Genomic DNA, 26,219 nt, shown 5'->3' on the forward strand with positions numbered 1-26,219 from the left:
GGCTCGAGTCCGAGTCTTTTTTTATTCGTTATAGGTAGGCTATGCAGGTTTATAAGTGTTACAAATGATTTATACTAAAAAAGATGAATAATAGATATCGCCTTGATTTTTGAAGCAGCTTTTCAGAGAACAGTTTTAAAGGATGCACAGATGTTAAAATGCACCACAGCCGGGACTGCGAATTGTATGCAAACATTCGTTGACATGGAAAACCCCGTGTGATAAAGTGTTTTAGGTAGGCCTAAATTCGCGGTTTTTTTTAGGATCAATTATGAGACTTCCGGTGTTGGATGTCTTCGGGAGGTGCACATCATGCGGGTAATTATTACTTTGGCTTGTACAACATGCAAACAAAGAAATTACACAACGACGAAAAACAAGCGTAATCACCCCGACCGCATGGAGATGAAGAAATTCTGTAAGTCCTGTAACGAACAGACTTCTCATCGGGAAACCAGATAGTTTTTGGAGGTGTAGTCGGCGTGAAACGCAGTTTCAAGTCTCTGTTTTCCTTTTTCTCTGAAAGCTGGGCTGAACTCAAGAAGGTTCGCTGGCCCAATCGTAAAGAACTGACCAACTATACGCTGATTGTCATAGGGACAATTGCGTTCGTCACGATTTATTTTTGGGTTCTCGATATCGGCATTTCCGCTGTGATCGAAGCGATTATCTAGGAAGGGTTCCAGGTGGCTTGATATGGAAAAAAGATGGTACGTCGTTCATACCTATTCAGGGTATGAGAACAAAGTCAAAGCCAATTTGGAAAAACGCGTTGAGTCCATGGGCATGGAAGACAAGATATTCCGTGTTCTTGTTCCTATGGAAGAAGAACTGGTAACCAAGGACGGTAAGAAAAAAACCGTTATGCGTAAAGTCTACCCTGGTTATGTCTTAGTCGAAATGGTCCAAACCGACGACTCTTGGTATGTTGTACGCAACACACCAGGTGTTACGGGATTTGTAGGGTCGACAGGCTCGGGTTCCAAACCGACGCCATTGCTTCCAGAAGAAGTTGAACAGATTCTGAAGCATATGGGCATGGTAGAGCCGAAACCGAAGATTGAATTCGATGTTAAGGAATCCGTGCGAATTAAAGTTGGTCCTTTTGCGAATTTTGTGGGCTCCGTGGAAGAAATTTTGGTTGAGAAGAGCAAGCTTAAGGTTCACGTCAACATGTTTGGACGGGAAACCCCGCTTGAGTTGGATTATACTCAAGTGGAGAAAATATAGATTTTTCTTACAGGTTTCTTGTGGGAGGATCGATAGGTCCGTCTACCACTATTGAGTCAAGGAGGTGTCATCCATGGCAAAAAAGGTAATTAAAATGGTAAAACTGCAGATTCCTGCAGGGAAAGCTAATCCAGCGCCTCCAGTAGGTCCAGCTTTGGGTCAAGCAGGTGTCAACATCATGGCATTCTGTAAAGAGTTCAATGCTCGTACTGCTGATCAAGCAGGCCTGATTATTCCGGTTGAAATTTCGGTATTTGAGGATCGTTCTTTTACGTTCATCACCAAAACTCCACCGGCTGCTGTTCTGTTGAAAGTTGCTGCTAAAATCGAAAAAGGTTCCGGTGAACCGAATAAAACGAAAGTTGCAACTGTAAATCGCGCTGCTGTTCGTCAAATTGCAGAGCAAAAAATGCCTGACCTTAACGCAGCTTCCGTAGAATCGGCAATGCGTATGGTTGAAGGTACTGCTCGCAGCATGGGTATCACCATCGTAGATTAATTTTATTAATCTACGTGTGCCGGCAGTTTGACTGTCCGGCAAGTGTGGGAGGAATATCCGCTAATACCACATAAGGAGGAAAACATTATGGCTAAACATGGTAAGAAGTACCTGGAAGCTGCTAAGCTGATTGACAGCGAAGCAACTTACGAGCCTTTAGAAGCCGTTGAACTGGTGAAAAAGGCTGCGACTGCTAAATTCGACGAAACCGTTGAAGCAGCAGTTCGTCTGGGCGTAGATTCCCGTAAACAAGACCAGGCTGTTCGTGGTGTTGTTGTTCTGCCGCATGGTACGGGTAAAACACAACGCGTTCTGGTATTTGCAAAAGGTGACAAAGTGAAAGAAGCGGAAGCGGCTGGCGCTGATTTTGTTGGTGATCAAGATATGATCAACAAAATCCAACAAGGCTGGTTCGAATTCGACGTCTGCGTTGCGACACCTGATATGATGAGTGAGGTTGGTAAACTGGGTCGTTTGCTCGGTGGTAAAGGTTTGATGCCTAACCCTAAAGCAGGCACAGTTACTTTCGACGTTGCCAAGGCTGTTCAAGAAATTAAAGCCGGTAAAATCGAATACCGTCTCGACAAAGCCGGTCAAATTCATGCGCCAATCGGCAAAGCTTCCTTCAGTGCTGAACAGCTGAACGAGAACCTTAAAGCCTTGGTTGAAGCCTTGAACCGTGCGAAGCCAGCGGCTGCTAAGGGTGTATACCTGAAAAACATCGCTATTTCTTCGACTATGGGACCAAGTGCACGTGTGAACGCATCTGTTTACAGATAATATTTTGATTGACACACTCAATCAAATTTGTTATTCTATAAAAGTTGTGAGTCCTTGTGACTGACCATTAAAGTTGAATATGCTTACCGTAGACAGTAGGTGCCTTCGGGCTTAATTTCCTACCGAGGTGTTATGATAGAACGTTTCATGTGACGGGCTTGTCCCGTCCATGTAGATTTATCAAGCCTTCGTACTCTACGGAGGCTTTTTTCATGCTTATGAAAGCAAGCTTTGTAAGATCACCAGATCGGGTGCTTCGAACAAAGCGGATAAATTGATCAGGAGGTGTACAGTTTGGCAAATGCAAAGGTGATTCAAGCAAAACAAGAAGCTGTTGAAGTTGTAGCTGCAAAATTGCGCGAGAGCGTAACAACTGTGGTTGCAGACTATCGCGGTCTGAATGTTGCCCAAGTAACTGAGCTGCGTAAGCAGCTTCGCGAAGCCGGAATCGAATTTCAAGTGCTGAAAAACACACTGCTCCGCCGTGCAACTGCGGCAGCAGAATTGACTGAACTGGACGCAGTATTGACAGGTCCTACTGCAATCGCGTTCGGCAAAGATGATGCAGTGTCTGCAGCTAAAATCTTGAACGATTTCGCTAAGAAGAACAATGCACTGGAACTGAAAGGTGCAGTTGTAGAAGGTCGCGTTATCGGTGTTGAGGAAATCAAAGCACTGGCAGAACTGCCATCCCGCGAAGGTCTCCTTTCCATGCTCCTCAGCGTGCTTCAAGCTCCTGTGCGCAACTTCGCGCTTGCAGTTAAAGCTGTTGCAGAAAAAGAAGAGCAAAGCGCATAAGTTAGGGATTAAACCTGCTGTATAGCAGTTGAAAACAAAAAAAATACGAATTTAAATGGAGGTTCAACCATGAGTAAAGAGCAAATCTTGGAAGCAATTAAAGGTATGTCCGTATTGGAACTGAACGATCTCGTGAAAGCAATCGAAGAAGAATTCGGCGTAACTGCAGCAGCTCCAGTAGCTGTAGCAGGTGGCACAGCAGGTGGCGCAGCAGAAGCTGAGCAATCCGAGTTCGACGTAATCTTGACAAGCGCTGGCGCTTCCAAAATCAACGTTATCAAAGCAGTTCGCGAAATCACAGGTCTTGGCCTGAAAGAAGCAAAAGAACTGGTTGACAACGCTCCAAAACCACTGAAAGAAAAAATCGCTAAAGAAGAAGCTGAATCCATTAAAGCAAAATTGGAAGAAGCAGGCGCTTCTGTAGAAGTAAAATAATTGACTGCTTTCTAGCAGACAATGAACTAAAACAAACCCCTTGAGGTGATCTTCAAGGGGTTTGTTGCTGTAAAACGGTAGTACCAGCATGTCTGAAAGGTTATTGTAAAGGCTATGATGGTAGTACAACCGAAAGAGGTGGGCATGAATGGCTGATCATTATTACTCCAAGCGGCCAGAGACGGCGCATGAACGACGGAGCCTGGAAACAGTGCTTCGGGGGCGGTCATACCGTTTTGCCAGCGATTCAGGCGTTTTTTCAAAGCAGGGAATTGATTACGGGAGTCGTGTGCTGATTGAAGCGATGCAGCTTCCTGCACAAGCCACGGTATTGGATGTAGGATGCGGTTACGGGCCGATTGGTCTGGCGGCAGCCGCGCTTGTCCCAGAGGGACACGTCACAATGGTTGATATTAATGAGCGAGCGGTTCAACTAGCGATAGAGAATGCGGAACGTAATGGGGTTAAGAATGTCACCATTAAGCAAAGCGATTTGTTTGCGGAAGTGAAGAATGAACGTTTTGACGTGATCTTGACGAATCCTCCTATACGTGCAGGGAAAGAAACAGTGCATACCATTTTTGAGCTTGCTTATGAGCATTTAAACGAGGGTGGAGTTTTGTGGGTAGTCATTCAGAAAAAGCAGGGGGCCCCTTCGGCGAGTGCTAAGATAGAGAGCCTTTTCGGTCATGTAGAGGAAGTTACAAAGGATAAAGGTTATCGAATTTTGAAGGCTGAAAAAAGTTTTTGAGAAAATGCAATAGGACCATTGACTTGAATCCTGGTCTGTGATATTATTATAAAATGTCAGTATTAGGATGCCCTCCATGGCTTTAGTTTGTTGAAATGTCAATAGATTTATGCGTAGTAGGTATAGTATTTATCTCTATTACGTATAATACAACCATTTTGGGCAAATCTACAAGTGATGAAGATCTTCCGGTAAGAGGATTCTGCAGATACGTTGCTCTTTTTTCGAATGCATTCGAGTAAGGGCTTTTCTGTATTTGTAAGATTGAATCTTCTGTATGTGTCTTATTATAAGGTCACAAACAGAGGTTCGCAATGTATTTTTAAAGTGAGTAGACATGAGGGGTGAGTTTAAGTTGGCAGGACATCTTGTTCAATATGGTCGACGCACTCGGCGCAGTTATGCACGTATTAATGAGGTACTCGAGGTTCCGAACCTGATTGAGATCCAACAAAAATCCTATGATTGGTTTTTGGAGGAAGGATTACGGGAAATGTTTCGGGATATTTCGCCAATTCAGGATTTCACTGGAAACCTGATTCTGGAGTTTATCGACTATTCTCTCGGAGAACCCAAATATACCGTTGACGACGCAAAGGAACGCGACGTTACGTATGCAGCACCGCTTCGGGTAAAAGTCCGGCTTATTAATAAAGAAACCGGGGAAGTGAAAGAGCAGGAAGTATTCATGGGAGACTTCCCGCTGATGACTGAAACGGGTACGTTTATTATTAACGGTGCGGAACGGGTTATTGTCAGCCAGTTGGTTCGCTCTCCCAGCGTCTATTTCAGCACAAAAGTCGACAAGAATGCGAAAACAACATACACCGCAACGGTAATTCCTAACCGGGGGGCTTGGCTCGAACTGGAGATGGATGCGAAGGATATTATCTATGTCCGGATTGACCGTACCCGTAAAATTCCGGTTACGGTGTTGCTGCGTGCGCTGGGCTTTGGCACTGATGCTGAGATTCTGGATTTGCTCGGCAATGACGAATATATCCGCAACACACTTGATAAAGACAACACGGATTCCACCGAGAAAGCGCTGATTGAAATTTATGAGCGTCTCCGTCCGGGTGAGCCGCCTACACTGGATAACGCAAAGAGCTTGCTAGTTGCGCGCTTCTTTGATCCAAAACGTTATGATCTGGCCAACGTAGGCCGTTACAAAATCAATAAAAAGCTTCACATCAAAAATCGTCTGTTCAATCAACGACTTGCTGAGACTTTGATTGATACAACGACTGGTGAAATCATCGCTGAAGCCGGGCAAATGGTAGATCGCCGCCTGTTGGACGAGATTTTGGCCCAACTGGAGGAATCAGTAGGACATCGTACGTATCATGTTGCGAGTGGTGTGCTAGAAAGCAATGATATTCCACTTCAAACGATCGATGTATTCTCACCAATTGAGGATGGTAAAGTAGTAAAACTGATTGCTAACGGAAATATTGATAAATCGGTTAAGAATATTACGCCTGCCGATATTATTTCCTCCATCAGTTATTTTATTAACTTGCTTCACGGAATCGGAAGTACGGACGATATTGACCATTTGGGTAACCGTCGTTTACGTTCTGTAGGTGAGTTGCTCCAAAACCAGTTCCGTATCGGTTTGTCCCGTATGGAACGCGTAGTGCGTGAAAGAATGTCGATTCAGGATGCTAATGTAATTACGCCACAAGCGCTGATTAACATACGTCCGGTAATTGCTTCGATTAAAGAGTTCTTTGGTAGCTCGCAGCTGTCTCAGTTCATGGATCAGACGAATCCGCTTGCTGAATTAACGCACAAACGTCGTCTGTCTGCACTCGGACCCGGCGGTTTGACGCGCGAACGCGCGGGTATGGAAGTACGTGACGTCCATCCGAGTCACTACGGCCGCATGTGTCCTATCGAGACACCGGAGGGACCAAACATTGGTTTGATCAACTCTTTGTCCACTTTTGCACGCATCAACGAGTACGGATTTATCGAAGCGCCTTATCGTTGGGTAGATCCAAAAACCGGAAAAGTTACAGAGCAGATTGATTACCTGACTGCTGATGAAGAAGATAACTACATCGTAGCTCAGGCGAATGCGGAATTGACGGAGGAAAACACCTTTAAGGATGAGGTCGTCATTGTCCGTTATAACAAACAGTCTGATAACATTATTCCGATGGCTAGTAGCCGTGTCGATTACATGGACGTATCGCCTAAACAGGTCGTATCGGTCGCGACTGCATTGATTCCGTTTCTGGAGAATGATGACTCTAACCGCGCATTGATGGGTTCCAACATGCAGCGTCAGGCTGTCCCACTTCTGATTCCGAAGTCTCCATTGGTCGGAACAGGAATGGAGCACAAGTCTGCGAAAGATTCTGGTGTTTGCGTTGTATCCAAATACAACGGAGTTATCGAACGTTCTTCGGCTAACGAAATTTGGTTGCGTCGTGTCGAAACTGTAGATGGTGCTGAAGTGAAGGGCGACATTGTTAAGTATAAATTACACAAATTTATGCGATCTAACCAAGGAACTTGCATCAACCAACGTCCGATTGTGAACAGAGGAGATATTGTCAAAGTTGGCGATATTCTTGCGGATGGTCCATCTACAGAGATGGGTGAGTTGGCGTTGGGACGTAACGTTGTCGTTGCCTTCATGACTTGGGAAGGTTACAACTACGAGGATGCGATCCTGCTGAGTGAGAAACTGGTTAAGGAAGATGTATACACCTCGATCCATATTGAGGAATACGAATCCGAGGCTCGTGACACGAAGCTTGGACCTGAAGAAATCACTCGCGACATTCCAAATGTCGGTGAAGAAGCGCTTCGCAACTTGGATGAGCGTGGAATCATTCGTATTGGTGCCGAAATCGGCGCAGGTGACATTCTCGTTGGTAAAGTTACACCTAAAGGTGTGACTGAATTGACAGCTGAAGAACGTCTCTTACACGCAATCTTTGGTGAGAAGGCACGCGAGGTTCGCGATACTTCTTTGAGAGTTCCTCACGGAACAGACGGGATTGTTGTAGATGTAAAGGTGTTTACACGTGAAAATGGTGATGAACTGCCACCAGGTGTAAATCAGTTGGTTCGTGTATATATTGCTCAAAAACGTAAAATCTCCGAAGGCGATAAAATGGCTGGACGTCACGGTAACAAGGGTGTCGTTGCCCGTATTTTGCCTGAAGAAGATATGCCGTTCCTGCCGGATGGCACACCAGTACAGGTCGTTCTGAACCCGCTGGGCGTACCTTCACGGATGAACATCGGACAGGTGCTTGAAGTCCATTTGGGTATGGCTGCAATGCGTCTTGGTATTCATGTGGCAACTCCAGTATTCGATGGTGCCAAGGAGTATGACGTATTCGATACAATGGAAGAGGCAGGCATGCAGCGTAATGGTAAGACTGTGTTGTATGACGGACGTACGGGTGATCGTTTTGAACGTGAAGTTACTGTCGGTGTCATGCACATGATCAAACTGGCGCACATGGTCGATGATAAAATCCATGCTCGTTCTACAGGTCCTTACTCTCTCGTTACGCAACAACCATTGGGTGGTAAAGCTCAATTCGGTGGACAGCGCTTCGGGGAGATGGAAGTATGGGCATTGGAAGCCTACGGCGCGGCGTACACGCTTCAGGAAATTTTGACTGTGAAATCCGATGATGTGGTTGGACGTGTTAAAACTTACGAATCCATTGTCAAAGGTGAAAATGTACCTGAACCGGGTGTTCCAGAATCATTTAAGGTCTTGATCAAAGAGCTGCAAAGCTTGGGTATGGACGTGAAGATTCTGTCTGAAGACGAACAAGAGATCGAAATGAGAGAGCTTGATGATGAGGATGACACAACCGGCGATAAGCTGAGTTTGAATCTGGAAGGCTCTGAGGTTGGCGTAGAGTAGTTTGACTGCTGACTGACTCATATCAGCTTTGTTATATACCTTGATCCATTCTAGAATGGATCAGGTTTCTTGATACCGCCCGGTGTTGCTGGGCGGTATCAAACCTAAAAACTCAGGATTTGGTTAAGGAGGGTTGCTCCTTGTTGGACGTTAACAATTTCGAATATATGAAAATCGGGCTTGCTTCCCCCGAAAAGATTCGTTCTTGGTCCCGCGGAGAAGTCAAAAAACCGGAGACGATTAACTATCGTACGCTTAAACCGGAAAAAGAAGGACTATTTTGCGAGAAAATTTTCGGACCTACGAAAGACTGGGAATGTCATTGCGGTAAGTACAAACGTGTACGCTATAAAGGTGTTGTCTGTGACCGTTGTGGAGTAGAAGTTACTCGCGCTAAGGTTCGCCGTGAGCGTATGGGCCATATTGAGTTGGCTGCTCCTGTATCGCACATTTGGTACTTTAAAGGCATTCCAAGTCGTATGGGTCTTGCTCTTGATATGTCTCCAAGATCTCTGGAAGAGATCATTTACTTCGCATCTTATGTTGTAACCGATCCAGGAGATACGCCTTTGGAGAAAAAGCAACTCCTGTCCGAGAAAGAATACCGTAGCTATCGTGAAAAATATGGCTATGGCTTCCAGGCAGGTATGGGTGCTGAAGCGGTTAAAAAGCTTCTTCAAGATTTGGATATAGACAAAGAGTTGGAATTCTTGAAAGAAGAGCTGCGTACAGCTCAAGGACAACGTCGTAACCGTGCAATCAAACGCCTTGAAGTTATTGAGGCATTCCGTAACTCCGGCAACCAACCGGATTGGATGATCATGGACGTACTTCCTGTTATTCCTCCTGAGCTTCGTCCAATGGTACAGCTGGATGGTGGTCGTTTCGCTACTTCTGACCTTAACGACTTGTATCGTCGTGTTATTAACCGTAATAACCGTCTGAAACGTCTGTTAGATCTAGGTGCGCCAGATATTATCGTACAAAATGAAAAACGGATGTTGCAGGAAGCTGTTGACGCCTTGATTGATAATGGTCGTCGTGGTCGTCCTGTTACAGGTCCAGGTAACCGTCCTTTGAAATCCCTCAGCCACATGCTGAAAGGTAAACAAGGACGTTTCCGTCAGAACTTGCTCGGAAAACGTGTTGACTACTCTGGTCGTTCCGTTATCGTTGTAGGTCCGTACTTGAAAATGTATCAATGCGGTTTGCCGAAAGAAATGGCACTTGAACTGTTCAAACCTTTTGTTATGAAAGAACTAGTGAACAAAGGTTTGGCGCACAATATCAAGAGCGCGAAGCGTAAAGTAGAACGTGTGAGTGCAGAAGTATGGGATGTGCTGGAAGAAGTAATCAAGGAGCATCCAGTTCTTCTGAACCGTGCCCCTACGTTGCATAGACTCGGTATCCAGGCGTTCGAACCGATTTTGGTTGAGGGTCGTGCGATTCGTCTGCATCCGCTCGTATGTACTGCATATAATGCCGACTTTGACGGTGACCAAATGGCTGTTCACGTTCCGTTGTCTGCGGAAGCTCAAGCTGAAGCTCGTTTGCTTATGCTAGCATCCGGCAACATTTTGAATCCGAAAGACGGCAAGCCAGTTGTTACACCTTCCCAGGATATGGTTCTTGGTTCTTTCTATCTGACTATGGATAACAAAGAAGAAGAAGGAAGCAATATGATCCTTCGCAACATGAATGAAGCTATATCGGCTTACCAACGCGGTACAGCTGGTCTTCATGCTCGTGTAGCTATTCCGGTTAAAGCTTTGAATAAAACGAGCTTTACGGAAAAACAACAGGAAGCGATGTTGATCACAACGGTTGGTAAAATTATCTTTAATGAAATTTTCCCGGCAAGCTTCCCGTACATCAATGATGCGACCCGTGCGAACCTGCTTTATGGTACTGCGGAGGAGTTCTTTGTTTACGAGAAGGGTGTAAATCTTACAGAAGCCATTCAAAACGCTCCGCAAGCTAACGGAGTAGGCAAGGATTACCTTGGTAATATCATTGCCCGTTGTTTTGAGACTTACCATACAACAGAAACAGCTGTAATTCTGGATAAAATCAAGCAGCTTGGCTTTACGTATTCCACTCGTGCAGGGGTAACCGTTGCTGTATCGGACGTAATCGTGCCGGTGGAAAAACAAGAGATTCTTAAGGGATCTGAGGACAAAGCGCAAGTTGTGACGAATCAGTATCGTCGTGGTCTGATTACGAATGAAGAACGCTATGACCGGATTATCGACATTTGGTCTAAAGCGAAAGATGATATTACCGAAGTATTGATGAAGTCCATGGATCGCTACAACTCTATCATGATGATGGTGGACTCCAAAGCGCGGGGTAACAAGTCACAGATTACTCAGCTCGGCGGTATGCGTGGTCTGATGGCCAATCCATCCGGACGTATTATCGAACTCCCAATCAAATCAAATTTCCGTGAAGGTCTGACAGTACTCGAGTACTTCATCTCCACTCACGGAGCGCGTAAAGGTTTGGCGGATACAGCCCTCCGTACGGCTGACTCCGGTTACCTGACTCGTCGTCTCGTAGATGTGGCACAGGATGTTATCGTGCGCGAAGAAGACTGCGGAACGGATAAAGGCTTCACAGTAAGTCGTATCCAGGACGGTAAAGAAGTGATTGAGGATCTCTATGACCGTCTGGAAGGTCGCTATTGCTTTGAAACGGTACGTCATCCTGAGACTGGCGAGATTTTGGCTAGACGTAACGAACTGATTGACTCCGACAAAGCTGAAGCGATTGTTAAAGCCGGTGTACACAAAGTTCAGATTCGTTCTGTACTAAGTTGCCGTGCTAAACATGGCGTCTGCAAGAAATGCTACGGTCGCAATCTGGCTACTGGTAAACACGTTGAGATTGGTGAAGCAGTTGGTATTATCGCTGCACAATCCATTGGTGAGCCAGGAACACAGCTTACTATGCGTACGTTCCACACAGGCGGCGTAGCGGGTGACGATATTACACAAGGTTTGCCTCGTATCCAGGAGCTTTTTGAAGCACGTAATCCTAAAGGTCAGGCAACTATTAGTGAAATTGACGGTACAGTTAAAGAAGTTCGCGAAGGTAAAGACCGCCGTGAGATCGACATTCAGGGTGAAGCTGAAACGAAAACATATTCAGTAACGTATGGTTCCCGCCTGCGCGTAAGCGAAGGTATGACTGTTGAAGCTGGGGACGAACTGACGGATGGTTCAATTGATCCTAAAGAAATGCTGCGTATTAAAGGTATTCGCGGGGTACAGAACTATATCCTTCAGGAAGTTCAACGCGTATACCGGAACCAGGGCGTGGAAATCAACGACAAGCACGTAGAAGTTATGATTCGTCAAATGTTGCGTAAAATCCGTATCATTGATGCGGGCGACACGATCTTACTTCCAGGCTCCTTTGTTGATGTCCATGAGTATGAAAATGCAAACAAGATAGCGATTCTCAGCGGCCAAGAACCAGCGGTAGCTAAGCCGGTACTGCTCGGTATTACCAAGGCCTCTCTGGAAACTGACTCCTTCTTGTCAGCAGCATCCTTCCAGGAAACTACTCGTGTCCTGACTGATGCAGCTATTAAAGGCAAGGTCGATCAGTTGCTTGGACTGAAGGAGAACGTAATTATTGGTAAATTGATTCCTGCGGGAACAGGTATGAACCGTTACCGTAGTGTGAAATTTGCCCAACCGGAAGAGGGACAGTCTCCATCTGAGGAACTCGAACCTATTTCGGCCGAGTAATATAAAAATAGTATGATTGCCGGAACACCGTAGACATAAGCTTTGCATAAAAGCTACAGCAGACGGTGCTCCGGTGTTTTTTCAAAAATGAATCGTACTATTCTGTTTAAATGGATTATAGTTTATAATTGTCTTGACATTACTTATAGTCAATGCTAATATAGCAAAGGTGCGTGAGCAGCCTATATGCTATTGGGTCTTTTCGGAGGAATGAGATATGTCTAAAGAACAGGGACTGCAAGATGCTCATGTCAAAATCGGTACCAAACAAACCATTCGTATGGTAGAATTGGGCTTTGCCTCAGAAGTATATGTGGCAGAAGACGCAGATCAGCGTCTCACTTCCAACATCATTGCTTTGTGCAACAAGCAAGGAGTCAAAGTGACTCTCGTAGACACAATGAAAAATCTCGGAGCTGCATGTGGGATTGAAGTGGGAGCCGCAATGGCTGCTATCGTAAAACAATAGGGTAAGGAACGTTTTTGTCTAAGGAATTGTTATTCTTGGCGGCAAAGACTTTTCATTTGTTCTTTTATGAACCGCCTGGGTCTGTGGGCTTAGATAAGGTTTGTAAAGTAACAGCAAAAATTGAGGAAGGGGGTGGCAACCAACATGCCAACTATTAACCAACTGGTTCGTAAAGGACGTCAAGCCAAAATCGAGAAATCGAAATCACCGGCTTTGCAAAAAGGTTTTAATGCCTTGAAACGTGAAGCTACCGACATCAGTGCCCCGCAAAAACGCGGAGTGTGCACTCGTGTAGGTACTATGACTCCGAAAAAACCAAACTCCGCACTTCGTAAATATGCTCGTGTTCGCTTGACGAACCGTGTAGAGGTGACTGCTTACATTCCAGGTATTGGACATAACCTTCAAGAACACAGCGTAGTGCTGATTCGCGGCGGTCGTGTAAAAGACCTTCCGGGTGTGCGTTACCATATCGTTCGCGGTGCTTTGGATACTGCAGGCGTAAACAACCGCATGCAAGCTCGTTCCAAATACGGCGCAAAACGCCCTAAAGCTAAAAAATCCTAATGAGATATAAACCGCATATGTCGGTTTAACATGTAAGAAAGGGGGATATCCATGCCACGCAAAGGTCCAGTTACCAAAAGAGACGTGTTGCCAGATCCGGTATACAACAGCAAGTTGGTTACCCGCTTGATCAACCGCATCATGCTCGACGGAAAACGAGGCGTTGCTCAAAGCATTCTGTACAATGCGTTCAAGCTTATCCAAGAACGTACGGGGAATGACCCGATGGAAGTTTTTGAAGCAGCTATCAAGAATATCATGCCAGTCCTGGAAGTTAAAGCACGCCGTGTCGGCGGTGCCAACTACCAAGTACCAATCGAGGTAAAACCAGAAAGACGTACGTCCCTGGGATTACGTTGGCTCGTAAACTACTCCCGCAACCGCGGTGAGAAAACCATGGAAGAGCGTTTGGCGGCTGAAATTATCGATGCTTCCAACAACACAGGCGCTTCCGTGAAAAAACGTGAAGACACGCACAAAATGGCTGAAGCAAACAAAGCGTTTGCTCACTATCGTTGGTAGGATTCAGCTCAAAAAAATAACTTCAATTTTGAAGGGAGACCCATTTCATGGCAAGAGAGTTCTCCTTGAAAAATACACGTAATATCGGGATCATGGCTCATATTGACGCGGGTAAAACCACAACAACAGAGCGGATCTTGTTCTACACAGGCCGTACGCACAAAATCGGTGAAGTTCACGAAGGCGCTGCGACAATGGACTGGATGGAACAAGAACAAGAGCGCGGAATCACGATTACTTCCGCTGCGACGACCGCTGCCTGGAAAGGTCACCGCGTCAATATCATCGACACCCCGGGGCACGTTGACTTCACTGTTGAAGTTGAACGTTCCCTTCGTGTATTGGACGGAGCAGTTGGTGTTTTCAGTGCGAAAGAAGGCGTTGAGCCTCAGTCCGAAACCGTATGGAGACAGGCTGATCGCTACGGCGTTCCACGGATCGCATATGTAAACAAAATGGATATCATTGGTGCCGACTTCCTGAATGTTGTCTCCGACATGCGTGATCGCCTTCAAGCGAACGCAGTTGCGATTCAATTGCCAATCGGCGCAGAAAATGATTTTACTGGTATTATCGATATCGTTGAACAAAAAGCTCATATGTACAAAGATGATCTTGGTCAAGATATCGAAGAAGTAGAAATTCCTGCGGAATTCAAAGATCAGGTTGAAGAACTCCGTAATGAATTGATCGAGAAGGTTGCTGAACTGGACGAAGAATTGACAATGAAATACCTGGAAGGCGAAGAAATTTCGGTTGCCGAAATTAAAGCCGCTCTCCGTAAAGGTGTTGTAGAAGTTAAAATCTTCCCAGTTATCTGTGGATCTTCTTACCGCAATAAAGGTGTTCAGCTGATGTTGGATGCTGTTCTCGACTATTTGCCGGCTCCTACTGACGTGCCAAGTATTCAAGGGCATTTGGAAGACGGTACGGAAGTTGAACGTCACTCTTCCGATGAAGAGCCATTCTCCGCATTGGCCTTCAAAATCATGACGGATCCTTACGTTGGTAAGTTGACATTCTTCCGCGTATACTCCGGTGTTCTTCAATCCGGTTCTTACGTATTGAATGCAACAAAAGGTAAACGCGAACGTATCGGACGTATTCTTCAAATGCATGCGAACAGTCGTCAAGAAATCACTGTAGTTTACTCTGGTGATATTGCGGCTGCCGTAGGTTTGAAAGATACAGGTACAGGTGATACACTGTGTGATGAGAAGAGTCCTGTTATTCTCGAGTCCATGAATTTCCCTGATCCGGTTATCGAAATCGCGGTTGAGCCTAAAACCAAAGCTGACCAAGATAAAATGTCTGTAGCTCTCGGTAAGTTGACTGAAGAGGATCCAACTCTTCGCGCTCATACTAACGAAGAAACAGGTCAAACCATCTTGGCAGGTATGGGTGAGCTTCACTTGGACATCATCATTGACCGTATGCGTCGTGAGTTCAAGGTAGAAACGAATGTGGGTAAACCACAGGTTGCTTACCGTGAAACGTTCCGTGCTCCAGCACGTGTCGAAGGTAAATTCGTTCGTCAGTCCGGTGGTCGTGGTCAATATGGTCACGTATGGGTTGAGTTCGAACCACTCGAACCAGGTACTGGTAGTCAATTCGAAAGTAAGGTAGTCGGCGGCTCTGTTCCTAGAGAGTACATCGCACCTGCTCTTGCTGGTATTGAGGAACAAATGAAAAACGGCGTTATCGCAGGCTTCCCGCTTGTGGACGTTAAAGCTACAATCGTGGACGGATCATACCATGATGTCGATTCCAATGAAATGGCATTTAAAATTGCCGGATCAATGGCGCTGAAAGCAGCGAAAGACAAATGTAAACCAGTTTTGCTTGAGCCGATTATGAAAGTTGAAGTAACGGTTCCTGAGGAATACATGGGTGACGTAATGGGTATGTTGAACTCCCGTCGTGGTCGGATTGAAGGTATGGATTCCCGTAGTGGAGCACAAATCATTCGTGCGAAGGTGCCTTTGTCCGAAATGTTCGGATACTCGACTACACTTCGCTCCGGTACACAAGGACGCGGCGTGTTCTCTATGGAACTTTCTCATTATGAAGAAGTGCCGAAGAGCATTGCTGAAGAGATCGTTGCCAAAACCAAAGGCGGCGAGTAATACAATGTATCAGCTGACCGGTATACTTAAGGTTTTACCAAAAGGGCATCCGGCAGCCTAAAATAAAACAAGTTATTGAGGAGGAATTGTTCAAATGGCAAAGGCTAAGTTTGAACGTAACAAACCGCACGTTAATATCGGTACTATTGGTCACGTCGATCATGGTAAAACTACTTTGACTGCTGCAATCACAACTGTATTGTCCAAAACTTACGGTGGTGCTGCTGTAGCATTCGATCAAATCGATAAAGCTCCAGAAGAGCGCGAACGCGGTATCACAATCTCCACTGCACACGTGGAATATGAAACACCTAACCGTCACTATGCACACGTTGACTGCCCAGGTCACGCCGACTATGTTAAAAACATGATCACTGGCGCTGCACAAATGGACGGAGCGATTCTGGTTGTATCCGCAGCTGACGGCCCAATGCCGCAAACTCGCGAGCACATCCTGTTGTCCCGCCAAGTTGGTGTTCCTTACATCGTTGTATTCCTGAACAAATGCGACATGGTTGAAGACGAAGAGTTGCTGGAATTGGTTGAAATGGAAGTTCGTGACTTGCTGAGCGAATATGACTTCCCAGGCGACGACACTCCAATCATTCGCGGTTCCGCTCGTGAAGCTCTGCAAAACCCAGAGGGCGACTATGCTAAGAAAATCGTTGAAATGTTCGAAACAATCGACACTTATATCCCAACTCCAGAACGCGATACTGACAAGCCTTTCTTGATGCCTGTCGAGGACGTATTCTCCATCACTGGTCGTGGTACAGTTGCAACAGGCCGTGTAGAGCGTGGTACTGTTAAAGTGGGCGACGAAATCGAAATCATCGGTATTCAAGAAGAATCCCGTAAATCCGTAGTAACAGGCGTAGAAATGTTCCGTAAATTGCTTGACTCTGCTCAAGCTGGCGATAACATCGGCGCATTGCTTCGCGGTGTAGATCGTGCACAAATTGAGCGTGGCCAAGTATTGGCTAAACCAGGTTCTGTTAAACCTCATACAGAATTCTCTGCTCAAATCTATGTTTTGACTAAAGAAGAGGGTGGACGTCACAAACCTTTCTTCACTGGTTACCGTCCACAGTTCTACTTCCGTACAACTGACGTAACTGGTATCATTACTTTGCCAGAAGGTTCCGAAATGGTAATGCCTGGTGATAACATCACGGTTACTGTTCAACTGATCAACCCGATCGCTATCGAAGAAGGAACTAAGTTCTCTATTCGTGAAGGTGGACGTACAGTTGGCGCTGGTGCCGTAGCAACAATCTCCAAATAAGAAGGCTTTAGCCTTTAAATAGAGCAACAGTGTACTGGAACGAGTAACATTGTATTGGAACGAAGCTAAACGAGCCCCTGCCCTGGTGCGGGGGCTTTTCTCTTGGGAAAATCGCAAGCTGCGAACACAATTGTATCTTTTGAAAATAAGATGCATTGTTTTTTCGTTTTTGCTTGCAATAGGCAGAACTATTCGATATAATAACTAATGTTGTTTGTGACTGTGCGATGATGTGAGAGGTTACTGACACACCCGGCCCCTTTGCCATGGGAGGGCTGTCGGAAAATTTTCACGGAGTATGTCCGATACCAAATTGGGCGATAGAAGGAGGGACTAAAATGGCAAAGCAAAAAATTCGTATTCGTTTGAAAGCTTACGATCATAGAATTCTTGATCAATCCGCTGAGAAAATTGTTGAAACAGCTAAACGTTCGGGCGCAGGTGTATCCGGGCCAATTCCGCTGCCAACTGAAAAACAAATCATTACTATTCTCCGTGCGGTACACAAGTACAAGGATTCCCGGGAGCAGTTCGAAATGCGCACACACAAGCGTTTGATCGACATTGTTAACCCGACTCCACAAACTGTGGATGCCTTGATGCGCTTGGACCTGCCGTCCGGTGTAGATATCGAAATTAAATTGTAATATGTAATTAGGAAAAGAAATGAGGTGTCAACATGAAAGGTATCTTAGGAAAAAAACTCGGAATGACTCAAGTGTTTACCCCTGAAGGTAACGTACTTGCTGTTACGGTTATCGAAGCAGGTCCTTGTGTTGTTCTGCAAAAGAAAGATCTGGAAAACGATGGATACGAAGCTATCCAACTCGGTTTCTCTGATAAGAAAGAAAAAAGATCCAACAAACCTGAAGCAGGGCATGCGAAAAAAGCAAATACTGCACCTAAGCGCTACGTTCGTGAACTTCGTGGCATCGACCTTGCTGCGTACGAGGTTGGCCAAGAACTGAAGGCTGATGTCTTCACAGAAGGCGAATTCGTTGACGTAACAGGTATTTCTAAAGGTAAAGGTTTTGCCGGCGTTATCAAACGTTGGGGACAAAGCCGCGGACCAATGGCACACGGCTCGCGTTACCACAGAGGTCCAGGTTCTATGGGTTCCATTCAAGCTAACCGCGTTCCTAAAGGTAAACACCTTCCAGGACACATGGGGCATGAAACGGTAACGATCCAACGTCTTGAAGTTGTTAAGATCGATACAGAACGTAATGTATTGCTCGTGAAAGGTTCCATTCCAGGACCTAAAAATAGCTTCGTTAAAGTATTAGAAACAGTGAAAAAATAAACAACTGAAGAAAGGAGGAACACGAAATGCCAAAAGTAGCACTATTTAATATTAGCGGCAGCCAAGTTGGTGAAATTGAATTGAACGACGCAGTGTTCGGTATCGAGCCGAATAAGCACGTTCTTCATGACGCTGTTGTTATGCAATTGGCTTCCCTGCGTCAAGGTACTCACAAAGTAAAAGGACGTTCTGAAGTACGTGGTGGCGGACGTAAACCTTGGAAACAAAAAGGTACTGGCCGCGCTCGTCAAGGTTCGATCCGTGCACCGCAATGGGTTGGTGGCGGTACTGTATTCGGCCCCACTCCACGCAGCTATGCTTACAAATTGCCTAAAAAGGTTCGTCGTCTGGCGATCAAATCGGCGTTGTCATCCAAAGTGATTGAGAATGAAATTATCGTATTGGACGCTCTTACACTGAACGGACCTAAAACGAAAGAATTCGCAGCCATTTTGAATAACCTTAAAGCTGATCGTAAAGCATTGATCGTAGCTCCTAGCTATGATGATAATGTAGCACTGTCCGCTCGTAATATTCCTGGTGTGAAGTTTGTAGCCGCAGACGGCATTAATGTTCTTGATGTGCTCGGACACGACAAACTGATCATTACGAAGGAAGCAGTTCAGAAGGTAGAGGAGGTGCTCGCGTAATGAAGGATCCTCGTGATATTATCAAACGTCCGGTTATCACCGAACGTACGGCTGGTATGATGAATGACTTGAAATACGTTTTCGAGGTTGACATTCGTTCTAACAAAGTCGAAGTTAAAAAAGCAATCGAAGCCATTTTTAACGTGAAAGTAAGTAACGTAAATACGCTTCGTGTTCCTGCAAAACCAAAACGCTACGGACGTCATTCCGGCTATACGAGCGAGTGGAAGAAAGCGTTCGTAACGCTGAGCAAAGACAGTAAGCCGCTTGAGTTTTTTGAAACGGTATAATTGAAACTGTAAAGTAAGGAGGGAAACTCAGTGCCAATTAAAAAGTATAAACCAACGTCCCCGGCCAGACGTGCTATGTCTGTATCTACTTTCGAGGAGATTACAACTAATCAGCCCGAGAAATCGTTGCTGGCACCTCTGAGCAAGCAAGCTGGACGCAATAACCAAGGTAAAATTACAGTTCGTCATCAAGGCGGCGGACACAAACGTAAATACCGTATTATTGACTTCAAACGTAACAAAGATGGAATACCGGGCCGCGTTGCTACGATCGAATATGATCCAAACCGTACGTCCAACATCGCACTTATCCACTATGTGGATGGTGAAAAACGTTACATCATCGCTCCTAAAGGTCTGAAAGTAGGAGACGAAGTGGTATCCGGTGCAGGTTCCGATATCAAAATCGGTAACTCCTTGCCATTGGAAAACATTCCAGTAGGTACGGTTATCCACAACATTGAATTGAAACCGGGTAAAGGTGGCCAACTCGTTCGCGCTGCTGGTACGGAAGCCCAACTTCTTGGTAAAGAAGAAAAGTATGTTACAATTCGTTTGTCTTCTGGTGAAGTTCGCCGCATTCTGAAAGTTTGCCGCGCTACAATCGGTTCTGTAGGTAACGAAGACCACGAACTGGTGAAAATCGGTAAAGCCGGTCGTAGTCGCTGGTTGGGACAACGTCCTGAAGTTCGCGGTGTTGTAATGAACCCTAACGATCACCCACACGGTGGTGGTGAAGGTCGCGCTCCAATCGGACGTAAATCTCCAATGTCTCCATGGGGTAAACCAACCCTTGGTTACAAGACACGTAAAAAAGGTAAAGCATCTGATAAGTACATCGTTCGTCGTCGTACTAAGTAATAAAACGTGCGCTTAAGTCGCACGTTAACATATTAAGGAACGACTACGTTTTAACGAAGGGAGGATTCATAAATGGGTCGCAGTCTCAAAAAAGGACCATTCATTGATGGTTACCTGTTGAAAAAAGTAGAGGTTTTGAACGAGTCGGACAAAAAAGTGGTAATCAAAACTTGGTCCCGTCGCTCTACGATTTTCCCACAATTTATCGGACATACGTTTGGTGTATACGATGGTCGTAAACACGTGCCAGTATACGTAACGGAAGATATGGTCGGACACAAATTGGGCGAATTCGCTCCAACACGTACGTACAAAGGCCATACGGATGACGATAAGAAAACAAGAAGATAATCAACACAGCGTAGTGTTTGAGAGGAGGTAAACTCAATGGAAGCAAAAGCACATGCTAAATCCGTGCGGATTTCTGCTCGCAAAGTGAAACTTGTTATCGATTTGATTCGCGGTAAGCAGGTTGGTGAGGCGATTGCAATTCTTCGTCACACTCCAAAGTCCGCTTCTCCAGTCGTTGAGAAATTGTTGAATTCTGCGATTGCGAATGCAGATCACAACTACTCTTTGGACGTAAATAAATTGGTAGTATCTCAGGTTTTTGTAAACCAAGGTCCTACAATGAAACGATTCCGCCCGCGTGCAATGGGTCGTGCAAGCCGTATCAACAAACGCACCAGTCATATTACTCTGGTGGTATCTGAAAAATAAGGAGGGAAAACGTGTGGGCCAAAAGGTAAATCCCGTCGGACTCCGAATCGGTATTATCCGTGATTGGGAATCCAAATGGTATGCAGGCAAAGATTTCGGTGATCTTTTGCTGGAAGACGTTAGAATTCGTGAACATCTGAAAAAAAGATTGAAAGACTCCGCTGTATCCCGTGTTGAAATCGAGAGAGCAGCTAACCGTGTCAACGTAACGATTCACACTGCGAAACCAGGTATGGTTATCGGTAAGGGTGGTTCCGAAGTTGAAAATCTGCGTAATGAAATTACTAAAATCGCAGGCGGTAAAAAGGTACACATCAATATTTCTGAAATTAAAAATCCTGAACTGGACGCAATTCTGGTTGCTGAAAGCATTGCACAACAATTGGAACGTCGTGTTTCTTTCCGTCGTGCTTTGAAACAAGCGATTCAAAGAACTATGCGCTCCGGAGCAAAAGGAATTAAAACTCAAGTAGGCGGACGTCTTGGCGGTGCCGAAATCGCTCGTTCCGAAGGGTACAGCGAAGGAACTGTTCCACTGCATACGCTTCGTGCCGACATTGACTATGGTACAGCGGAAGCTCATACTACTTACGGTCGTCTTGGCGTAAAAGTATGGATCTATCGTGGAGAGGTTCTTCCTCCAGCTAAGAAACAAGCTCCTCAGGAAGGAGGCAACTAATCATGTTGGTACCAAAACGCGTAAAACATCGTAAACAACAACGTGGTCATATGAAGGGTCGTGCAAAAGGCGGTACTACACTGAACTTTGGTGAGTACGGTTTGCAAGCTACTGAACCTGCATGGATTACTAACCGTCAAATCGAAGCTGCTCGTATTGCGATGACTCGTTACATCAAACGTGGTGGTAAGGTTTGGATTAAAATTTTCCCTGACAAACCAATTACTCAGAAGCCTCTTGAGGTTCGTATGGGTAGTGGTAAAGGTAACGTAGAAAAATGGGTTGCAGTAGTGAAACCAGGCAAGATTATGTTCGAACTTGCTGGTGTTCCGGAAGAGATTGCTCGTGAAGCAATGCGTCTTGCCGCTCACAAACTGCCAATCAAAACTAAGTTTGTGAAACGTGAAGAATTGGGTGGTGAAGCAAATGAAGGCTAGTGAATTCCGCAACCTAACCACTGCTGAAATCGAACAAAAGATCTCCGGTTTTAAAGAAGAACTTTTCAACCTTCGTTTTCAACTCGCTACCGGTCAGCTTGATAACCCGACTCGGATCGGCGCTGTGCGTAAGGAAATTGCTCGTGCTAAAACTGTGATCCGTGAAAGAGAACTTGGGATTAGCTAAGATATCAGACCGGGTGGAAAATCCGCCTGTAATTAGGAAGGAGGCCAACAATGAGCGAACGTAATGCCCGTAAAGTATTAGTCGGTAAAGTAGTCAGCGACAAAATGGATAAAACGATTGTGATTGCTGTAGAAACTTACAAAAAACATGATCTCTACCATAAACGTATTAAAGTAACTAAGAAATTCAAAGCTCATGATGAAAACAACACTGCACAAATTGGTGATACTGTTAAAATCATGGAAACTCGCCCTTTGTCCAAAGACAAAAACTGGAGACTGGTCGAAATCGTTGAAAAAGCTGTTATAATCTAATGTAATGTAGTTTTTCCGAAAGGAGGATAAATAAATGATTCAACCATTTACACGTTTGACTGTAGCTGACAATTCCGGCGCGAAGGAACTGATGTGTATCCGTGTGCTCGGTGGTACGGGACGTCGTACAGCTCAAATTGGTGACCTGATCGTTTGTTCCGTAAAACAAGCAACACCAGGCGGCGTTGTCAAAAAGGGTGATGTAGTAAGAGCGGTTGTTGTTCGTACTAAACGTTCTATCCGCCGTAAAGACGGTTCCTACATCGGATTTGACGAGAACGCAGCAGTGGTCGTTAAAGAAGACAAGAGCCCACGTGGTACTCGTATTTTCGGACCAGTTGCTCGCGAACTTCGTGACAAGGACTTCATGAAAATCGTTTCCTTGGCTCCGGAAGTGATCTAAACTCACCTTAAAATGTGCCCGTAGGAGGTGTACGAAATGCCAAAAGTGAAAAAAGTTCTGGAATCCCATAACAACAAGCTTCACGTCAAAAAAGACGACACTGTTCTGGTGATTACAGGTAAAGATAAAGGTAAAAAAGGTCGCGTTATCGCTGCTTACCCTCGTCAAAACCGTGTGCTTGTGGAAGGTGTTAACATGATTAAAAAACACCAAAAGCCTAATCAGCTGAATCCACAAGGCGGCATCATCGAGAAAGAAGCTCCGATTCACGTTTCCAACGTTATGCACATTGATCCGAAGAGCGGAAAAGTAACCCGTGTTGGTTACAAAGTTTTGGACAACGGAAAAAAAGTGCGCATTGCAAAACGTTCTGGCGAAGTGATCGACTAATTATTTTTTGAAGAAAGGAGGTATATGATTCATGGCTACAACAAGAATGAAAGAACGTTTCTTGAAAGAAATCACTCCTGCTTTGATGCAGAAGTTCAACTATACAACAGTGATGCAAGTGCCTAAAATCGAGAAAGTTGTAATCAACATGGGTGTTGGCGACGCAGTCCAAAACTCCAAAGTACTTGATTCAGCTCTCAACGACATGCAGCTGATTGCTGGTCAAAAACCAGTAATCACTCGCGCAAAAAAATCTATTGCAGGTTTTAAATTGCGTGAAAACATGCCGATCGGTGTAAAGGTAACACTTCGTGGCGAGCGTATGTATTATTTCTTGGACAAATTGTTCAACATTACTCTTCCTCGCGTACGTGACTTCCATGGTGTATCGACAAAAGCTTTCGACGGACGTGGTAACTACACGCTTGGTCTGAAAGAACAGTTGATCTTCCCGGAAATCGAGTATGATCAAGTTGATAAAGTTCGTGGTATGGACATCGTTATCGTAACGACTGCCAAAACTGACGAAGAGTCCCGTGAGCTTCTGACTCAGCTGGGCATGCCTTTCGCAAAATAATGTTGGCATAACGTTTCGGGCGTCTGATTTTAAAGACACCCTGTTCTCCGAAACTATTTAGGAGGTGTCAGGCTAAGTGGCAAAAACTTCAATGAAAGTCAAACAACAACGCACACCAAAGTTTAAAGTTCGTGCTTACACTCGTTGCGAGCGTTGTGGTCGTCCACATTCGGTACTGCAAAAGTTTAAGATCTGCAGAATTTGCTTCCGTGAATTAGCTTATAAAGGCCAGATTCCTGGCGTGAAAAAAGCAAGCTGGTAAAAAGTCCTGTTTGGGAAGGAGGTTTATACACAATGACTATGTCTGATCCAATTGCAGATATGCTTACTCGTATTCGTAACGCGAACACAGTTCGTCACGAAACAGTAGAAATGCCTGCATCTACAATGAAAAAACAAATCGCCGACATCCTGAAACGTGAAGGATTCATTCGTGATGCGGAATTTGTTGAAGATAGCAAACAAGGGATTATCCGTATTTTCTTGAAATACGGTGCGAACAACGAGCGTGTTATTACAGGTTTGAAAAGAATCAGTAAACCAGGTCTTCGCGTTTACACGAAGAGCAATGAGATTCCACGCGTATTGGGTGGACTCGGGATCGCAATCATTTCAACATCCAAAGGTATCATGACCGACAAAGAAGCACGTCAGTCCAAAGCCGGCGGAGAAGTTGTTTGCTACGTTTGGTAAGATAACGTTTAAAAGATAGGAGGTGCAACAGATATGTCCCGTATTGGTCGTAAACCAATCACAGTACCAAGTGGTGTTGACGTGACTTTGAACAACACAGCGATCACAGTTAAAGGTCCTAAAGGAACATTGACTCGTGAGCTTCATAAAGACATGTCCGTTACTGTGGAAAACAATGAAATTAATGTAGTTCGTCCTTCGGACAACAAACTTCACCGCTCTTTGCATGGAACAACCCGCAGCGTTGTCAACAACATGGTAAGTGGTGTAACTGAAGGGTTTTCAAAATCTCTGGAGCTGGTTGGGGTCGGATATCGTGCAAGCAAATCCGGAGATAAAATCGTTCTGAACGTTGGATACTCTCACCCGGTTGAAATCACACCGGAAGCGGGCATCGAATTCGAAGTTCCTTCGAACACTAAAATCATCGTTCGCGGAATTGATAAAGAGCGTGTAGGTGCCTACGCTGCTAAAATTCGTTCCGTTCGTGAACCTGAACCGTACAAAGGTAAAGGGATTAAATACGAAGGCGAGCGCATCATTCGTAAAGAAGGTAAAGCCGGTAAGAAGAAATAAGTTTCTTACCGACTTTGTGCGGTCTTTCTGCAGGAAAGACTTCGTACTTCTTTTTTACCCAGTGCGTCTTAGTATAAAGTTTTAAAAGGCAAACTGAAGGGAGTGAAAACTTGAGATGATTACAAAACAAGATAAAAATAAAGCACGTGTCAGAAGACATCTGCGTGTACGTAAGAAAATCGAAGGTACGGCTGTACGTCCTCGTTTGAACGTATTCCGCTCTTCCAAGCATATCTACGCACAACTGATTGATGATGTAGCTGGTGTAACATTGGTATCTGCATCCACTATGGATAAAGAACTGAGCAGCGAAATCAAAAACGGCGGTAGTGTAGAAGCAGCTCGTAAAGTTGGCGAACTCGTTGCTAAACGTGCGAAAGAAAAAGGCCATGCTAACATCGTATTTGACCGTGGTGGATACTTGTATCATGGACGGATTCAAGCTTTGGCTGATGCAGCTCGCGAAGCAGGCCTTGAATTCTAAGACATTTCTCAAAAGGAGGTTAACGACTTGCGTGTAGATCCGAATACTTTGGAACTGACTGAAAGAGTAGTAAATATTAATCGTGTAGCTAAAGTTGTCAAAGGCGGACGCCGTTTCAGCTTCAGTGCTCTGGTAGTAGTGGGCGACGGCAACGGCTGGGTAGGCGCTGGAATCGGTAAAGCTGGCGAAGTACCTGATGCAATTCGCAAAGGTATTGAAGATGCTAAGAAAAACCTGGTTCACGTTCCACTCGTAGGAACAACAATTCCTCACCTTGTTACAGGTAAGTTCGGTGCTGGCCGGGTTCTGTTGAAACCGGCATCGGAAGGTACTGGAGTTATCGCTGGTGGTCCGGTTCGTGCTGTACTGGAACTTGCTGGTGTAGGTGATATCTTGACAAAATCTTTGGGTTCTTCGAATTCCATGAATATGGTCAATGCGACTTTGGAAGGTTTGTCCCGCTTGAAACGCGCTGAAGAAGTTGCAAAATTGCGCGGCAAATCCATCGAAGAGCTGCTGGGCTAAGGAGGGAATATC

At 45.2% G+C, this 26,219-nt stretch carries 34 protein-coding genes and 1 other annotated feature; all 34 genes read left to right on the forward strand.

Annotation, left to right across the window (positions count from 1 at the left end; translation table 11 throughout):
• Positions 1 to 312 precede the first annotated feature (312 nt).
• The 34 genes from rpmG to rpsE all read left to right on the forward strand — a co-directional run bounded on the left by rpmG (position 313) and on the right by rpsE (position 26,207).
• Positions 313 to 462: a 50S ribosomal protein L33 gene (gene rpmG / locus NSS66_RS26240; protein ID WP_023990562.1), complete on the forward strand. Its 150-nt coding sequence runs from the start codon at positions 313 to 315 to the stop codon at positions 460 to 462.
• A 20-nt stretch (positions 463 to 482) separates the two neighbouring features.
• On the forward strand, positions 483 to 674 hold the full coding sequence (gene secE, locus NSS66_RS26245; RefSeq protein WP_013312170.1) for a preprotein translocase subunit SecE: 192 nt from the start codon (positions 483 to 485) through the stop codon (positions 672 to 674).
• A gap of 22 nt (positions 675 to 696) precedes the next feature.
• A complete protein-coding gene (nusG, locus tag NSS66_RS26250) occupies positions 697 to 1,230 on the forward strand; it encodes a transcription termination/antitermination protein NusG (protein WP_007432596.1) in 534 nt (177 codons plus the stop codon).
• A gap of 73 nt (positions 1,231 to 1,303) precedes the next feature.
• The gene (gene rplK, locus NSS66_RS26255; RefSeq protein ID WP_007432595.1) at positions 1,304 to 1,729 is read left to right on the forward strand and encodes a 50S ribosomal protein L11; all 426 of its coding nucleotides are present in this window, start codon (positions 1,304 to 1,306) and stop codon (positions 1,727 to 1,729) included.
• 87 nt (positions 1,730 to 1,816) lie between these two features.
• Positions 1,817 to 2,509, forward strand: coding sequence for a 50S ribosomal protein L1 (gene rplA, locus NSS66_RS26260; protein ID WP_013312169.1), 693 nt, complete (start codon positions 1,817 to 1,819; stop codon positions 2,507 to 2,509).
• A gap of 68 nt (positions 2,510 to 2,577) precedes the next feature.
• Positions 2,578 to 2,729: a sequence feature (ribosomal protein L10 leader region), on the forward strand.
• 74 nt (positions 2,730 to 2,803) lie between these two features.
• A complete protein-coding gene (rplJ, locus tag NSS66_RS26265) occupies positions 2,804 to 3,307 on the forward strand; it encodes a 50S ribosomal protein L10 (RefSeq protein ID WP_013312168.1) in 504 nt (167 codons plus the stop codon).
• A gap of 69 nt (positions 3,308 to 3,376) precedes the next feature.
• On the forward strand, positions 3,377 to 3,742 hold the full coding sequence (gene rplL / locus NSS66_RS26270; RefSeq protein WP_340960086.1) for a 50S ribosomal protein L7/L12: 366 nt from the start codon (positions 3,377 to 3,379) through the stop codon (positions 3,740 to 3,742).
• Positions 3,743 to 3,890: 148 nt separating this feature from the next.
• Entirely contained in the window at positions 3,891 to 4,493 is a 603-nt protein-coding gene (locus NSS66_RS26275; protein ID WP_076265417.1) for a class I SAM-dependent methyltransferase, read from the forward strand.
• Between the two features lie 355 nt (positions 4,494 to 4,848).
• Complete coding sequence (rpoB, locus tag NSS66_RS26280; RefSeq protein WP_264454481.1) at positions 4,849 to 8,394, forward strand: DNA-directed RNA polymerase subunit beta; 3,546 nt, start codon at positions 4,849 to 4,851, stop codon at positions 8,392 to 8,394.
• 140 nt (positions 8,395 to 8,534) lie between these two features.
• Positions 8,535 to 12,149 carry a DNA-directed RNA polymerase subunit beta' gene (rpoC, locus tag NSS66_RS26285; RefSeq protein WP_013312165.1) on the forward strand — a complete coding sequence of 1,205 codons (3,615 nt, stop codon included), beginning with the start codon at positions 8,535 to 8,537 and terminating at the stop codon, positions 12,147 to 12,149.
• 217 nt (positions 12,150 to 12,366) lie between these two features.
• The gene (locus tag NSS66_RS26290) at positions 12,367 to 12,618 is read left to right on the forward strand and encodes a ribosomal L7Ae/L30e/S12e/Gadd45 family protein (protein WP_007432588.1); all 252 of its coding nucleotides are present in this window, start codon (positions 12,367 to 12,369) and stop codon (positions 12,616 to 12,618) included.
• A gap of 144 nt (positions 12,619 to 12,762) precedes the next feature.
• Entirely contained in the window at positions 12,763 to 13,185 is a 423-nt protein-coding gene (rpsL, locus tag NSS66_RS26295) for a 30S ribosomal protein S12 (RefSeq protein WP_007432587.1), read from the forward strand.
• A gap of 51 nt (positions 13,186 to 13,236) precedes the next feature.
• The gene (gene rpsG / locus NSS66_RS26300) at positions 13,237 to 13,707 is read left to right on the forward strand and encodes a 30S ribosomal protein S7 (RefSeq protein WP_007432586.1); all 471 of its coding nucleotides are present in this window, start codon (positions 13,237 to 13,239) and stop codon (positions 13,705 to 13,707) included.
• 47 nt (positions 13,708 to 13,754) lie between these two features.
• A complete protein-coding gene (fusA, locus tag NSS66_RS26305; protein WP_023990559.1) occupies positions 13,755 to 15,833 on the forward strand; it encodes an elongation factor G in 2,079 nt (692 codons plus the stop codon).
• A 94-nt stretch (positions 15,834 to 15,927) separates the two neighbouring features.
• Positions 15,928 to 17,118 (forward strand): elongation factor Tu, encoded by a 1,191-nt coding sequence (gene tuf, locus NSS66_RS26310; protein WP_028542619.1) that lies wholly within the window; start codon positions 15,928 to 15,930, stop codon positions 17,116 to 17,118.
• Between the two features lie 338 nt (positions 17,119 to 17,456).
• Positions 17,457 to 17,765 (forward strand): 30S ribosomal protein S10, encoded by a 309-nt coding sequence (rpsJ, locus tag NSS66_RS26315; RefSeq protein WP_005544556.1) that lies wholly within the window; start codon positions 17,457 to 17,459, stop codon positions 17,763 to 17,765.
• A gap of 32 nt (positions 17,766 to 17,797) precedes the next feature.
• On the forward strand, positions 17,798 to 18,421 hold the full coding sequence (gene rplC, locus NSS66_RS26320) for a 50S ribosomal protein L3 (RefSeq protein ID WP_013312161.1): 624 nt from the start codon (positions 17,798 to 17,800) through the stop codon (positions 18,419 to 18,421).
• Between the two features lie 26 nt (positions 18,422 to 18,447).
• Positions 18,448 to 19,071, forward strand: a complete 624-nt coding sequence (rplD, locus tag NSS66_RS26325) for a 50S ribosomal protein L4 (RefSeq protein WP_013312160.1) — start codon at positions 18,448 to 18,450, stop codon at positions 19,069 to 19,071.
• Complete coding sequence (rplW, locus tag NSS66_RS26330) at positions 19,071 to 19,361, forward strand: 50S ribosomal protein L23 (RefSeq protein ID WP_013312159.1); 291 nt, start codon at positions 19,071 to 19,073, stop codon at positions 19,359 to 19,361. The genes rplD and rplW overlap by 1 nt, the downstream gene beginning before the upstream one ends.
• A 30-nt stretch (positions 19,362 to 19,391) precedes the next feature.
• Complete coding sequence (gene rplB / locus NSS66_RS26335) at positions 19,392 to 20,222, forward strand: 50S ribosomal protein L2 (RefSeq protein WP_023990557.1); 831 nt, start codon at positions 19,392 to 19,394, stop codon at positions 20,220 to 20,222.
• A 72-nt stretch (positions 20,223 to 20,294) separates the two neighbouring features.
• Positions 20,295 to 20,573, forward strand: a complete 279-nt coding sequence (rpsS, locus tag NSS66_RS26340; protein WP_007432579.1) for a 30S ribosomal protein S19 — start codon at positions 20,295 to 20,297, stop codon at positions 20,571 to 20,573.
• 36 nt (positions 20,574 to 20,609) lie between these two features.
• A complete protein-coding gene (gene rplV, locus NSS66_RS26345; RefSeq protein ID WP_013312157.1) occupies positions 20,610 to 20,942 on the forward strand; it encodes a 50S ribosomal protein L22 in 333 nt (110 codons plus the stop codon).
• Between the two features lie 13 nt (positions 20,943 to 20,955).
• Positions 20,956 to 21,621: a 30S ribosomal protein S3 gene (gene rpsC / locus NSS66_RS26350; protein WP_013312156.1), complete on the forward strand. Its 666-nt coding sequence runs from the start codon at positions 20,956 to 20,958 to the stop codon at positions 21,619 to 21,621.
• 2 nt (positions 21,622 to 21,623) lie between these two features.
• Positions 21,624 to 22,058 carry a 50S ribosomal protein L16 gene (gene rplP, locus NSS66_RS26355; RefSeq protein ID WP_007432576.1) on the forward strand — a complete coding sequence of 145 codons (435 nt, stop codon included), beginning with the start codon at positions 21,624 to 21,626 and terminating at the stop codon, positions 22,056 to 22,058.
• Positions 22,048 to 22,245 (forward strand): 50S ribosomal protein L29, encoded by a 198-nt coding sequence (rpmC, locus tag NSS66_RS26360; protein ID WP_007432575.1) that lies wholly within the window; start codon positions 22,048 to 22,050, stop codon positions 22,243 to 22,245. Before rplP ends, rpmC begins: the two co-directional genes overlap by 11 nt.
• A gap of 50 nt (positions 22,246 to 22,295) precedes the next feature.
• Positions 22,296 to 22,559 (forward strand): 30S ribosomal protein S17, encoded by a 264-nt coding sequence (rpsQ, locus tag NSS66_RS26365; RefSeq protein WP_007432574.1) that lies wholly within the window; start codon positions 22,296 to 22,298, stop codon positions 22,557 to 22,559.
• A 34-nt stretch (positions 22,560 to 22,593) separates the two neighbouring features.
• Positions 22,594 to 22,962, forward strand: coding sequence for a 50S ribosomal protein L14 (gene rplN / locus NSS66_RS26370; protein WP_007432573.1), 369 nt, complete (start codon positions 22,594 to 22,596; stop codon positions 22,960 to 22,962).
• Between the two features lie 36 nt (positions 22,963 to 22,998).
• On the forward strand, positions 22,999 to 23,352 hold the full coding sequence (gene rplX, locus NSS66_RS26375; protein WP_013312155.1) for a 50S ribosomal protein L24: 354 nt from the start codon (positions 22,999 to 23,001) through the stop codon (positions 23,350 to 23,352).
• A gap of 31 nt (positions 23,353 to 23,383) precedes the next feature.
• The gene (gene rplE / locus NSS66_RS26380) at positions 23,384 to 23,929 is read left to right on the forward strand and encodes a 50S ribosomal protein L5 (RefSeq protein ID WP_007432571.1); all 546 of its coding nucleotides are present in this window, start codon (positions 23,384 to 23,386) and stop codon (positions 23,927 to 23,929) included.
• A gap of 76 nt (positions 23,930 to 24,005) precedes the next feature.
• Positions 24,006 to 24,191, forward strand: coding sequence for a type Z 30S ribosomal protein S14 (locus NSS66_RS26385; protein ID WP_013312154.1), 186 nt, complete (start codon positions 24,006 to 24,008; stop codon positions 24,189 to 24,191).
• Positions 24,192 to 24,223: 32 nt separating this feature from the next.
• Positions 24,224 to 24,622 (forward strand): 30S ribosomal protein S8, encoded by a 399-nt coding sequence (gene rpsH / locus NSS66_RS26390; RefSeq protein ID WP_007432570.1) that lies wholly within the window; start codon positions 24,224 to 24,226, stop codon positions 24,620 to 24,622.
• Positions 24,623 to 24,655: 33 nt separating this feature from the next.
• A complete protein-coding gene (gene rplF / locus NSS66_RS26395; protein WP_013312152.1) occupies positions 24,656 to 25,198 on the forward strand; it encodes a 50S ribosomal protein L6 in 543 nt (180 codons plus the stop codon).
• A 115-nt stretch (positions 25,199 to 25,313) separates the two neighbouring features.
• Entirely contained in the window at positions 25,314 to 25,682 is a 369-nt protein-coding gene (rplR, locus tag NSS66_RS26400; protein WP_007432568.1) for a 50S ribosomal protein L18, read from the forward strand.
• Positions 25,683 to 25,709: 27 nt separating this feature from the next.
• A complete protein-coding gene (rpsE, locus tag NSS66_RS26405; protein ID WP_013312151.1) occupies positions 25,710 to 26,207 on the forward strand; it encodes a 30S ribosomal protein S5 in 498 nt (165 codons plus the stop codon).
• The last annotated feature ends 12 nt before the right edge of the window (positions 26,208 to 26,219 follow it).

This window comes from Paenibacillus sp. FSL R10-2748, assembly GCF_038005565.1.
Classification (GTDB): Bacteria; Bacillota; Bacilli; order Paenibacillales; family Paenibacillaceae; genus Paenibacillus; species Paenibacillus polymyxa_B.